Annotated in this window: 13 protein-coding genes; 9 read left to right on the top strand and 4 right to left on the bottom strand. The window is 61.5% G+C overall.

Annotation, left to right across the window (positions count from 1 at the left end; all coding sequences use genetic code 11):
• The first annotated feature begins 9 nt into the window (after window positions 1-9).
• From AB839_RS08085 to AB839_RS08075, 3 genes are all read left to right on the top strand, one after another.
• Entirely contained in the window at window positions 10-510 is a 501-nt protein-coding gene (locus AB839_RS08085) for a spore coat protein U domain-containing protein (protein WP_061478951.1), read from the top strand.
• A 130-nt stretch (window positions 511-640) separates the two neighbouring features.
• Window positions 641-1300 (top strand): fimbria/pilus periplasmic chaperone, encoded by a 660-nt coding sequence (locus AB839_RS08080; RefSeq protein ID WP_061478950.1) that lies wholly within the window; start codon window positions 641-643, stop codon window positions 1298-1300.
• A gap of 3 nt (window positions 1301-1303) precedes the next feature.
• Window positions 1304-3499 (top strand): fimbria/pilus outer membrane usher protein, encoded by a 2196-nt coding sequence (locus AB839_RS08075; RefSeq protein ID WP_061478949.1) that lies wholly within the window; start codon window positions 1304-1306, stop codon window positions 3497-3499.
• Window positions 3500-3506: 7 nt separating this feature from the next.
• On the opposite strand, the gene AB839_RS08070 is transcribed toward AB839_RS08075, so the two are convergent.
• Window positions 3507-4226, bottom strand: a complete 720-nt coding sequence (locus AB839_RS08070; RefSeq protein WP_049430732.1) for a hypothetical protein — start codon at window positions 4224-4226, stop codon at window positions 3507-3509.
• A gap of 663 nt (window positions 4227-4889) precedes the next feature.
• Between AB839_RS08070 and AB839_RS08065 the strand changes: the two genes are divergently transcribed.
• Window positions 4890-6659, top strand: coding sequence for an ATP-binding protein (locus tag AB839_RS08065; protein ID WP_082783310.1), 1770 nt, complete (start codon window positions 4890-4892; stop codon window positions 6657-6659).
• Window positions 6656-7447, top strand: coding sequence for a hypothetical protein (locus AB839_RS08060; protein WP_046272134.1), 792 nt, complete (start codon window positions 6656-6658; stop codon window positions 7445-7447). Before AB839_RS08065 ends, AB839_RS08060 begins: the two co-directional genes overlap by 4 nt.
• Before the next feature lie 138 nt (window positions 7448-7585).
• Here the strand turns inward: AB839_RS08060 and AB839_RS08055 are convergent, their stop codons facing one another.
• On the bottom strand, window positions 7586-7924 hold the full coding sequence (locus AB839_RS08055) for a nucleotidyltransferase domain-containing protein (RefSeq protein WP_046272133.1): 339 nt from the start codon (window positions 7922-7924) through the stop codon (window positions 7586-7588).
• Between the two features lie 93 nt (window positions 7925-8017).
• Entirely contained in the window at window positions 8018-8566 is a 549-nt protein-coding gene (locus AB839_RS08050; RefSeq protein WP_061478947.1) for a hypothetical protein, read from the bottom strand.
• A 156-nt stretch (window positions 8567-8722) separates the two neighbouring features.
• Between AB839_RS08050 and AB839_RS08045 the strand changes: the two genes are divergently transcribed.
• The 4 genes from AB839_RS08045 to AB839_RS08035 all read left to right on the top strand — a co-directional run bounded on the left by AB839_RS08045 (window position 8723) and on the right by AB839_RS08035 (window position 11344).
• A complete protein-coding gene (locus tag AB839_RS08045; RefSeq protein WP_061478946.1) occupies window positions 8723-9265 on the top strand; it encodes a hypothetical protein in 543 nt (180 codons plus the stop codon).
• Window positions 9262-9822, top strand: a complete 561-nt coding sequence (locus tag AB839_RS08040; RefSeq protein ID WP_061478945.1) for a hypothetical protein — start codon at window positions 9262-9264, stop codon at window positions 9820-9822. Before AB839_RS08045 ends, AB839_RS08040 begins: the two co-directional genes overlap by 4 nt.
• 198 nt (window positions 9823-10020) lie before the next feature.
• Window positions 10021-10719: an ankyrin repeat domain-containing protein gene (locus AB839_RS21045; protein WP_157805965.1), complete on the top strand. Its 699-nt coding sequence runs from the start codon at window positions 10021-10023 to the stop codon at window positions 10717-10719.
• Window positions 10720-10729: 10 nt separating this feature from the next.
• Window positions 10730-11344, top strand: coding sequence for a relaxase domain-containing protein (locus AB839_RS08035; protein WP_157805966.1), 615 nt, complete (start codon window positions 10730-10732; stop codon window positions 11342-11344).
• A gap of 275 nt (window positions 11345-11619) precedes the next feature.
• On the opposite strand, the gene AB839_RS21040 is transcribed toward AB839_RS08035, so the two are convergent.
• A complete protein-coding gene (locus AB839_RS21040; RefSeq protein ID WP_082783308.1) occupies window positions 11620-11994 on the bottom strand; it encodes an HNH endonuclease in 375 nt (124 codons plus the stop codon).
• Window positions 11995-12087: the final 93 nt, after the last annotated feature.

Raw genomic sequence — 12087 nt, 5'->3', positions numbered from 1 at the left:
ACGATACCCATGACACGCAAGACCTTCCTTCGCGCCCTTCTGCCCATCGCCCTGGCTTCGCTTGCAGTGCCCGCGTTCGCCGCCGACACCACCGCGGACCTGACGATTCAGGGCACCTTGACCAACACCTGCCAGCTGTCCGTGACCTCCATCGAAGGCATGGACTGGTCGGGCATCTCCGAAGCTGCCGCCCGCACCTCCGGGCTGAGCATCGTGTGCAACGCGGGCACGACTTACTCCATTTCGCCGGGCCAGGGGCAGAACTTCGGCCTGCTGTCCGGGTATGGGACCTATCGGGCTGTGACCAACGGCGCCGGGGCTTACATCCCCTACGGTTTCTTCAAGGACCCGCAGGGAAGCCAAGTATGGGGGGATGACACCGACGCGTTCACCGGCGTTGGCGACGGCACCGTCCAGAGCTACAACTACGCGGTGCGCTTCCTGGCCCTCAAGCAGGCCGTGGGCGGCAACTACACCGACACGGTCACCGTCACCGCCACTTACAACTGATCCCCATCGGTTGTCCCGACGCCCCCGGCTTGCCCCGGGGGCTTTTTGTTGCCGAAAAGATGAGTAGGTATGGGTTGACGGAATGGTATTCCGATCTAGTTTGAATGGAGACGCCCCTAAAGGAGACCCCATGACCCATTCCCAACGTTTTTTGGCCGTGGCCGCCGCGTCCTTGCTGTCCTTTTCGGCGTCCGCCGGTTCCATCTCCGTCGGCCCCACCACCCTGATGGCCGATACCTCGGCCAAGCACGTCGCCGTGACCCTGCACAACAGCGGCGACGCGTCGGTGCGTTACCAGGTGAAAGCCGTGGGGTGGGATCAGGCCACAGGGCAGAACGTGTTTTCACCCACCACGGATATCGTGGGGGCGCCCACCTTCGTGGACGTCCCGCCCCAATCCAAGCGCACCGCCCGGTTGATGAGGGTGGGCGCGCTGGGCGAGCGGCGCTACTACCGCGTCCTGCTAATGCAGCTCAGGGCTCCCAACGTCCAAGGCGTCCAGTTGCTGGTCAACCAGGACTTGCCCGTGGCCTTTGAGGTCGCCAACGCGCCTGTCCCCCAGGTGACCGTCCAGGCGGTGCCCAAGGGCTACCGGCTGACCAACCACGGCCAGACCGCCGCCCGCGTGTCGTCCATCGGCCCGGCTGGTGGCAAGCCGTGGCGCGAGGGTGCGTTGGGTTGGACCCTGCCGGGGGCCTCAATGACCTACGAGGCCCAGCCCGGGCAGCGCGCTGAAAACCTTTCAATCACCGTCAACGGCCAGCCCGTCACCGTCCCTGTGGGGCGGTGATCCATGCGTGGCCACGCCTTGGCGTTGTTGTTGCTGGCTGCATCGTCGGCCAGCGCAGCGGTGCCCGAAGGCGTGGCACCCGCGTTCCTGGTGCCGGTGATCGGCGGCAAGGCCAAGGCGGATCCGCTCACGTTCTGGCAGCAAGGCGGTCAGTGGTTCGCCGAGCCGGCCACGTGGCGCGAGGTCGGACTCCAGCTTCCACCGGGTCAAACGGATCCGATGAGCGCCCAGGCGCTGGGCGTGGGCTTTGCCGTGGACGAGGCCAGCGCCACGGTCGCTCTGGACTTGCCGGCAGACCGGCTCAAAGCCCAGCGCGTGGCCCGTGTCCGCGCCGAGCGCGGCCCCATCGCGCCGCCCGCTCCCGGGGTGCTGGTGAACTACAGCGTGGCGGGCATGGTGTCCGAGCAACAGCAGGCGCTCTCCTTGGGGCACGAAGTCCGCAAGGCGGGCCGTTGGGGCGTTGTCAGCACCAGCGGGCAGGTCAACACCGACGCGTCGGGCACCGGCTACGTTCGCGGCGTGACGCGCTGGCAGAAAGACGATCCCAACCGCTTGGTGACTTACCAGGCCGGCGATGTGTTCGCTGGTCCGTCGTCCTCTCCGGTCAACCTGGCTGGGATGCGCGTGGCCAAGGACCCGCGGGCGTTGGACCCGTTGACGCCCACCTATCCCGTCCCGATGCTCGGTGGCGTGGCGCTCGATCCGGCCACGGTGGAAGTCCTGGCCAACCGCGCCCGTGTGCTGCAGGGCCAGGTGGGGAAGGGGCCGTTCACGGCCGATGGCAGCGCCTTGGGCACCGGTGCGCAGCAAACCCGAGTGGTGGTGCGAGACCCTTACGGCCGCGAAACCGTGGTGAGCGATCAGCGTTTCTACGTCGCCCCCACGTTGCTCCGCAAAGGGCTCACCACCTGGGAAGTCGCCGCCGGCCGTGTGCGCCAAGGGGAGAGCGATTATGGAGCGTTGGGCGCGACCGGGGCGGTGGCTTGGGGCCTCAATGACCGGTGGAGCCTGCGCGGCACCGCCCAAACCTCATCGAACGGTAAGGCCAACGTGGCGTTGGGGGCCACCACGGTGCTTGGCACCTACGGCACGCTGGATCTGGAAGTGGGCACGTCAACCCAAGGCGGCCAACGGCAGGCCATGGCTTACGACTACCGCGGCCCGGGGTTTGGCGTGCGCCTGGAGCACGAGCGCCAACAGGACTACTGGCGCCTGCGCGCCTCCAATGCGGTGGAGGTGGAGCAGCGCACCCGAGGCTCGGTCTTCTGGCGGCCCACGCCCCAGTGGTCCCTTCGGGCCAGCTATTCGGACGTGCGCACGCCACGCTTTCGCACCGCTTACGCCGACGCCGGGCTGACTTGGCGTGGCTACGGGCACACCGTGGCCGTCTCCGCGTTGCGCGATCTGGAGCGCAAGGAAACCCGGGTGGAGGTGGGCTACAGCTACGATTTCGGCCGGGGCAAGGGCGTGAGCGTTAGGGCCCGGCAAGCCCCCGATGCCACCGCTTGGGCCGTCCAAGGACGCGCCCGTCCCACGGTGTTGGGAACCCCTGTCGGCTTGTCTGCTTCGGTGGACGAGGGAGCGGCTGGCCAGACCGCCCGGGCCAACGCCAACTGGACCACCCGGGCAGGGTGGGCCCAGATCAACGCCGAGCACGGGCCCAGCGGCACCTGGGCTTCCGGTTCGATGGCCGGTGCCGTCCACCTGGACCGCCAGGGCGTGACGTTCCTAGGTCCGGCCGAATCCTTCGCCGTGGTGGACGTGCCCGGCCAAGCCGGGGTGCCGGTGAGGGTGGGCGGCAGATTGGTGGGGAAGACCAACGCCCAAGGCCGCCTGGTGGTGGGCGAGGTGACCCCGATGGTGCCCACGGAGGTCCGCGTAGACGATCGGGCGCTGCCACTGGGCACCCAATTGGCCGAGATCGAGCAAGCCGCCACCGCTGGCCGCCAAGCCGGCATGCACCTTACCTTCCCGGTCCTGACCGAGGCCGCGCGCACCTTCCGCCTCACTGGCTCGGCCATCGAAGCGGGCACGGTGGCCAAGACGGCGACCGAGACCACCCAGGTGGGCTATGACGGGGTGCTCTACCTGAAGCAGCCGCGCCCCGGCCAGACGGTGGAGGTGGAAGGGGTCTGCAAGGCCACGTTGCCCAGCAACTTGGGCAACGCGACGGTCGCTCTCGATCTGGATTGCAAGTAGAAATTTGTCAGGACGGCGTGCTAGCACTCCAGCGGTGATCGTTTCGGACCCCATCGGGCAATGGCCGAATCGATGGTGTGTATTTTCCAGACACGGCCGTTGCTTTGAGGGAATCGGACCAGCGCCACAGATCAATGAGGTCGCCGACGGTGCGCTCGGAAATGTCAGCGTCCGTTTCCCCCATTTCCTCTGAGTGCTTGTCCAGTCGTGACTGGATTCGTTTGAGGATCTCCAGCGCGTCTGCATACAGAACACTGCCTTGATAGCCCACGGAGTTGAAGGCCGTCTGGAGCTGGTGCAGCCGGCGATTGATCTTGTGGCCCTCTTCCTCAAGCTTTGCTAAGCAAGAGGCGGCGGCGACCCGTCCATCCTTTGGAGCTGGCTTGGTGAGTCTATGCTCCTGAAGAAGCCGTTCGTAATTTGCGTAACCGTTGATGGCGCCTTCAATGGCTTGGGTGATCTCACCCAAGATAGGCGCGATGAAGACTTTGGCTTCGGTGCGCTTTCGGCGCTCCTGCCAATTCGCGAGCCATGCACCAGCTCCAACTGCAAGGAACGAACCTACGGCCGGGCCGACAATGACGTTGGCAAGCTCTGGAACCTTGCTGTGTTGTGCTCCCATGAGAATACCTGCAATCAATGCAGTGACGACCAAGACGATCGCCCAAGGATTGATGGACAGCCATTCGGGCAAGCTGATCTTCTGCGAGTCTGTGTCATGAGCCATGCGGTTCCCCTTAATTTCCGTTTGAGAGCCTGCGCGTTGTCATCCCCTGCGCAGTTTTTACTACTCTAACCTCACTCGACCCCAAGCCGGGCGAGAGGCAGGTGCTCCAAGAGGTGTCGAGACAGGGGGGGGGGGCAAGGCGAGGCCACTGTCTCAGGGGCTGAGAGGGGGCTCATATGCTGCTTATGAACAATGCTTGGGCCAACAAGCCGTGTCCTCTGGTGGTTTGGAGGTCGTGCGTAGCGATTGCCTGGTTCGCATGACGGCTCATCTACCGTGTGACTGCCGCAAGGAGGCTCATCACCTCCGGAGCACTACTGTCCCTGGTCCATGGATCTGAATCTGAAGGCTGGAAAGGGTAGTATCGCCGAAAGTATTGTTGTGATAAATGATTGATATGCTGGGCAACGGTAGACCTTCGGGGCTAACCAGGCTTCGTCGCTCGTCTTGCTGAAGGGCTCCTGCTGGTGGTGGACTACAACGGCGGGGACTGATCTACGGCTGGCCGGAAAATGGGAGGGCGCCTGGTCGGACAGTTGTGGGCCGAGCGCAGCGACGGGCGGGCCGTCTGCCTCATCGCGCAGTTGAGGGATGAAAACAACAGCAGCCTTACCGATCAGCTGCAGCGATCGGTAAGTAATCAGGATAACAGGGGGCAATGGAATGGCTGTCTACATCTCAAGTTTGGATGTTCTGAATTTTAGATCATGTGTTTCCACAAGCTTGCAGCTGACCAGCTTTACACCGCTGGTTGGGTTGAATAATTGCGGGAAGAGCAATTGTCTTACCGCGCTCCAATGGCTCGTGCGTAAGGCAAAGCTTGGTGTGGAAGATTTCCACGAGCCGACCCTGCCGGTGCAAGTGATGGGAACACTGCGTGGGATCACCGAGGCTGATCTGGCGGTCCTGGAGCAAAAGCACCGAAAGAAGATTGAAGGACACGTTCGGGACGGGGCGCTGATGGTTCGTCGCGAACAGCAGGTGCCTGGGGGCGACACCGAACTGACCGTGATGAATCCCGACACAGGCGACTGGGAGCCGAACCCTACGGGCATCGATAACGCCATCTCAGCACTCTTTCCAGATCCTATTCGCATCGGAGCAATGGAGAATGCTGAGGAGGACGCCAGTAAGGCCAAGACGACGACCACGATCGGCAAGCTGCTGGCCTCGATGCTTGCCGCTATCCAAGAGCAGCACGAGGAGGCCTTGACCCCGCACTTGGCAGCCATCCTAGGAATGATCTCTGCAGAAGGTGGGGATCGTTTTAAAGAGTTGGGTCGCATCGACGATTCAATCAATCGTAAGATTTCGGATCTTTTTCCTGGTATCCACATCAAGCTGGATTTCCCAGTGCCGGTCTTCAATGACCTCATTAAGGCGGGAACTGTCAAAGTTTACGAAGGGGAGGGGCGTGGACGTGCCTTCGGGTCATACGGCCATGGCGCGCAGCGCGCCATCCAGATGGCCATGGTCCGGCATCTGGCGGATCTCAAGCGTGGAGCAGCGGCTGCGGGCGGAGTAACGCTACTGCTGGTGGACGAGCCGGAACTCTTCATGCACCCCTTTGCAGTGGAGCAGGTGCGTGAAGCCTTGCGTGCGTTGTCAGAGGCTGGATATCAGGTCGTGTTCTCAACCCACTCTGCTCAGATGATCTTGGCCAAGGACGCGAAGAACGCTCTGCTAATGACGAAAAAGCATCCGGAGGGAACCAAAGCCCGTCCGCGCATGCAATCCGTCGTAGAACAATTGGTGGACAATCCCACGCATCAACTCCAGCAGCTATTCAGCCTGACAAATTCGTCTCAGATATTGTTTGCCGACAAAGTCGTGCTCACAGAAGGGAAGACCGAACTCCGGCTGTTGCCATCCATCTTCCAGTTGGTGGCGGGCAAAACCATGGGGCAGTCATCGTTGGCAATTGTTGCGATGAGTGGGGTCTCGGATACTCGTAAGTCAATGGAAGTTTTGTCTGCCCTAGGGTTGCCTGCGTGTGCCATCGTGGACTTGGATTTCGCTTTCCGCCAAGCAACAAAGCATGGTTTCCTGCAGGCGGATGATCCCGATGTTGCTGCGTGCAAGAACGTTCTCGCGAGGATGGCAGGCGCGGGCGTCGTGACTTTAGACGGAGCGTTGCCTTGCAAGGGGATTCAAGGGCCGGCTTCGAAGGCATTCGAGTTGCTTGCGGCCGATGACCAAGCAAAGCCCCACATCGCTGCTTTAATACAGAAACTGCGTGCTCAAGGCCTTTGGTTGTGGGGCGCTGGTGCCATTGAGCCTCACCTTGGGATTTCGGAGAAGTCGGAACACGCCTGGCTATCTCTCCAAGTCCGATTGGAGAGCGAGCCACTGGAAGATTGCTGCTCGGACGCAGATGGCATTCGATCCTTGATCGAATGGCTGGATGCCCCGCCTGCGGTTCAGCCGGCATGAGCGGCCGCGAGTGGAGCGCCTATCAGCTGGTGGATTCCGAACGGGAGCTCCGCGTCTCGGAGCATCGGTTCTACGTTGAGCAGGCCAAGACCCGCCTTCTGTCTCAGTTCGCCAACATTGAGGCGGAGGCCGATCAAGCGGAATCCGAGCACTGGGAGCGCAGCGGTCAGTCCTTCGACCCTGACTGGCACGACCCTGGCGATCTAGCGGACGCTGCGCGCGATCACGGCGTCGAGTTCTACCAGCTTCTAAGTGAGATGCATGATCGAACCCGCCTCAGTGTGGTGGCTGGCATGTATCACCATTGGGACAAGACATTTCGACGCTTCCTCGTTCGTGAGTTTAGGTGGCCCAAGTTGGTGATCGGCGACAACACGCGGCGCGCTCTTTGGAAGCTGGATAGCGCGAAGCTGGAGAGGTTGCTTGAAGCCATCGGCTTGGACCTTTCTGCTCTCGCCTGTTACCCACGCATTGATGCCATGCGGTTGGTCGTCAATGTGTTCAAGCACGGGGAGGGGAAGTCATTGGACGATCTCCAGCTGCGCTACCCGGAGTTCTTGCGAGCAAGTTCTCACGGATGGAACTTGTTCGACGACACCGACATGGAGGTGTCGGATGTTCACGTCGATGACTTTGCTGCGTCTATTGAACTGTTCTGGCGTGAATTGCCGGCTACCGTAAAGTTCGACGAGGCAAACCTAGATGTTCCAGACGATTTTGCAAAGGCCTGGAACAAAGACCTTGAGGCGCAGAAGGTATCTCGCTTTGTCAAACAGCACGACATTTAACCGGTGTTGTCTCTTTGAGTAGCCCGGGTGAGCGCTTGGTTCCATCGAAATAGTGAAATGGTGGAATCGAAGCGCTCGTGGCTCAGGGCGGAAGTCGGGGCTGGGGCGGCGGCGTTAGGTGCTCCGGAGCGCGATGTTCTAACGAAACTTTTCGTAGATGAGCTTTCCCGACCGTTCGAGCCCCGCATGGAGGATCGGGGTTTCCTCGGGGCCATGGTAGAACTCCAAGTCAACCGGGATGGGCAGTCGTTGCGCTAGTTCGGCCTCCCAGTGCTCGGAGTATCGGCTGAAGGTCGCGAACCCATCGCTAAAGTCGACTCCTGGTGCCGCTGAAAGATCAAGCTCCACCGCGATGTCAATGTCGCTGTCGGGGCGATGATCGCCTCTTAGCCGGCTCCCGAACAAGTGGATCTTCGCGATGATAGGTTCTTGGCGAGCCCATTTCAGCAGCACTGCTTCGATCACTTCTAGGTCCATTGCAACTCCAATGTCAGATCAGCTGTCCAGCTGGGGCGGACTTTATCATCCTATGATGCGTGCTCTTGGATCTGCTGCCGCGCGCACAGCAGCTTACCGGTCGGCCGGTGTCTGCCGGCGACAAGCTATTCGGTCTTCAGGTAAAGCATGGGCGTCCCATCTCCCCCACGGGCCTACCCCCGATCTAAGCGTGCCATAGTTCAGCAGGTGAAGCGGGCACTCGGCCACGTCCAGTGCGGCGGCGGCCCACTCGTCATCATCGCCCAAATGCGGCTCCTCCTTGCCCCCGTGGAAGAGGTTGTTGCGCACGCGGCGTGCCGCTTCGATCAAAGCGCGGGCATTGGATTGATGAAGGGGCAGGCGCTGGAAGACAGCGTGGTTGAGGCCGTTGATCACCGCCACCTCCTGGACCATCGGGCGATCACGTGGAGGTGTGAGGATTTGCTCGCGCGTGCTGTCCGACACCCGATCGAAGAAGAGTGGATCGTCCAGCCGTGACACCGCCTCATCCACCGCAGGCCAGTTCACCTGGGCCATTCGGTAGGGACCGGCCCGAAGAAAGCCTGGGTCGCTCTTGAGGCGAAACTCCAACTGCGCGAACGCCCGCAGCAGGTCGAACGCGAGGGGATCAGAGACGGGCATGGGTGCCTTCAAGGTCGGTGGAGGATGCGGGCTTCTGAATCTGTCGGCCAGAGGCCGCACATTCTGAGTTTAGCCGTCCCGAAGCCCTGGACACCGCGCCGCTCTCTGTTTGCATGGGGGAGAAGGAATACAAACGTATTCCAGAAAGGAGGGTGCATGAAGGGTTGGGACCGGGCGTGGGACATCCTGAGCGAGGTTGGTAAGTTCACCCTGGGGATGTCGGCGCTTTTTTGCGTCCTCTTCACCATCGCCGTTTTGACGGAGAAGCTGGAAAAGAAGGATGCGGTAACCAAGAGGGCGCAGGCGATCGAGGAGGCGATGCCCATGGCTGCCGAGATCATTGCCGTGGCCGACGAGGGCGTTCCCAAAGAATGCTCCGATGGAACGTGGGAAAAAGATGGGCTGACTTGCAGGCTGAACGAGGCGCGTGTGGCGGCAGCCGACAATTTTAAGGTGCTCTACCGGATGAACGTGCCGGGCACTGAGAAGATAGAGGCTTACAAGCTCTTCCAGAGGGGAGAGGATGAGGTTAAGCGCTACCAATGGGCGGTTTGCCTGAAAGGCGACAACAAGGAGTTGGTGGATTGGGAGGCCGACTACGCGCTTGGCGCTTATGAGTTTTCGAAGAACATTCTGGAACGTCCTTGCAGCCATTCCAGCCAATACCCTGAGGCGTGCAAGAAGGAAGGCCTCTGGTGATTGATCTCTCGTGCCTCTGTCGCCAGGACATCATCGCCCACGGCATTTCTTTCAGTGCGCTGTTGGGGACACCTTTGGACAGGCTTCGCTGGGGCGGTTCGTGCCTGTCTGTGTTGAAGTTGCGCGGACAGGTGACCGAGCAAGCCATGCGGCGCTTCGCGTTGGGCCAGGACTTCGATGGGATTCAGCAATTGTGGGAGGGCGCCGCTCATTACGAAAGTGCAGCGGGCTACCGGGTGGGGTTTCGCCTGCCGGAGGGATTTATCGATGAGTTGGCGATGGCTGACGCGGAACAACGCGACCTGCTGCGGTTCGCCCACCTTCGAGCCGTTGGACGTGCGTTGTTGTCGCTGGCATGCCAACGGGATCACCAGGTGCTGTTTGTCGCGTCCGATCGCTTGGGGGGCGACTGGACGCATCACTGGCTGTTCGCCACCGCCTGCGCCCCCGACGGAACCTGGGAGCGCCTGACTGAGGCCTTGCGCGTTGGGTTGGGCCCCGCGCCCGATCGCCAGGGCCACCTGGGCGGGGTTGCGCTGTTGAATTGCAGCGAGTAAGTCGGTGTTGGCCATGCGTCCTCCTGACCCACTGATTTTCCGCTGTAGCGGAAACGCGCAAGGGGAGGGTGACAGTTTGGCAAACTGTCGTGCAACCCCAGCGTTTTTCCGCTTTAGTCAGTAAAGCCCTCTGGACAGGATGTCCCTTTCTGCTTGCATGGATCTGAAGGGATACAAATGTATTCCATGGGGGCTGACATGAATTTCGTGGCAAGTATAAAAAAGGGTGTGCGGGGATGGTTAAAGGATTTGCGTAACCCACCAAATCTATTTCAAGAGCCGATCTGGAAGGTTCGCGTGGAGTTCCTTGTATTGACGCTGCTGTCTCCAATCCTGATCCCCCGCTATGTCATTGAGAAACGCATGGGTAAATGGAGAAGGCATCGCCGGATGCCACCCATCTTTCAGCTATTCGACCGCGAAGGAGGGTTCCAGCTGAGGGAGCTTGAGCAGTTGATTGCAGATGGCGCTGATGTGAACGCTCGGGAGCGAAAAGATGGAAAAACGCCACTTATTCTTGCTGTTATGCAGGACAGTCCATGGGAAGAAAATGGGCGAAGGTGGCTCGAGGTTTGTCGCGTGCTGCTCGAAGCTGGCGCAGATCCGGACGCGGATTACGACTGTGGCGAGATAAGGCGGTCACCTATCTATTTCGCCTATCTGGCGGGCAACGTGGAGCTGCTCGACCTGTTGTTGCAGGCAGGGGCCAATCCGCGTTCGAAGGCTTGGTTGCAGTTTGTCAATGCAGAGCCACGTCCCGATGCGTGGCTCGAACAGCAACGTCCGGAAATACGCGATCGCCTATGCAGATGGGAAACGGAACAAGAGGCCCTGCGTTTGGATGCGACTCTCCCTGGCGCAACGAAAGCCGTTCCTAATAGTAGGGCACGGCTATGAGGGTGATCCCATGAACCTGCAACTCACCTGCCTCTGCCGGGAGGACGTGTTCGCCGATGGGTTCGCCTTCGCAGAACTGCTGGAGGCGCCCTTGGCCGCGTTGCGCTGGGGTGGTGCGTGGTTGACCCAGTTGAAGCCCGGTGGGCCAGTGACCGAGGAGGCCATGCGGCGCTTCGCTATGGGCCAGGATTTCGATGGGCAGCAGCGGTTGTGCGAAGGCGAGGGCCACCACGCCCGGGCGGCGGGCTACCGCGTTTCGTTGCGCCTGCCCAAAGGGTTCGCGGCGTTACTGGACACCGACGGCGAGGAGAGGGCACGGCTACAGGCTGCCCACCGCCATGCGGTTGACCAGGCGCTGTCGTTCCTGCCGTTCCAGCGTGATCACCGGGTGCTCTTCGTTGCATCCGATCGGTTGGAGGATGACTGGACGCACCACTGGTTGTTCGCCATCGCATGCGCACCGAACGGAAAGTGGGAACGGCTTGCGCTGAGCTTGCGGTTGGCGGCCAGCGAGGACGCTTATACCCACGCCATGGGGGCCTTCATGGAAGCGTTGCTGGAGACCAAACGATTGGAGCGCTTCTTCCGCCCAGCCCCCGTGGGCCGACTGAGGCAGAGGCTGTGACGCTGACGTCCAAGCCTCCCTTGACGGCCGTGCTGCCGAAAGTGTCCCTTTCTTCAACCTTGCGCCAGGCATTGGCCGCACGCGCTAGAGCAGCCGGGTGAGCGAGAGCGAAGCCGTGCGCCAATGGCTCACCGCCTACCTGGCGCGCCCCCAACTGCTGCGCTCTCCCGTTGCCGGCCCCAGGGACGACCGCTTGCCGCCTATCCGGGCTTCCCGAGACCTGGCCGACCGCGTCCGCCGCGAGGCGCAGCGGCAGCACGTGAGCGTGGCGGAACTCATCCGTCGGGTGGTTGCGTTCCACGCGTTTTGAGGCGCAACTTGGCCACGCTCGGCGGGTGCCACTTGCCCTTCGCCAAGCGTTTCTGCACGAACGCGCGGTAAGCCTCGGGGGAGGGCGGCGACTTGCGTTTGTGCCGGCGCATGTTGCAGAGCCAGCAGGCGGCAGCGATGTTGCCTACCACGTCCTTGCCGCCCTCTTGCTGGGCCACCAGGTGCTCAGCGGTGCAACGGAGCGGCGTGGCCGTTTTGGCGCTCAGGCCGAACGGCCTTAGTTCATCGGGAGAGGCGTTCCACATCGGCAGGCTGCAATAGCAGCACCGGCCCTTCTGGGCGAGGAAAGCCTCGGTTCTCAACCGTTGGAGTTTGGGCATGCTTAGATCTCAAAAAACAGGAAAAACCATCCCGTCGTCGCTTGTGCGATCGAATCGGGAACCTGTTGCCTTGAGCTAAGCAGGCAATACGCC

Origin of the sequence: Stenotrophomonas sp. DDT-1, from assembly GCF_001580555.1 — a bacterium.
In the GTDB taxonomy this organism is placed as follows: Bacteria; Pseudomonadota; Gammaproteobacteria; order Xanthomonadales; family Xanthomonadaceae; genus Stenotrophomonas; species Stenotrophomonas sepilia.
This window is presented reverse-complemented; position numbering and strand designations above follow the sequence as displayed.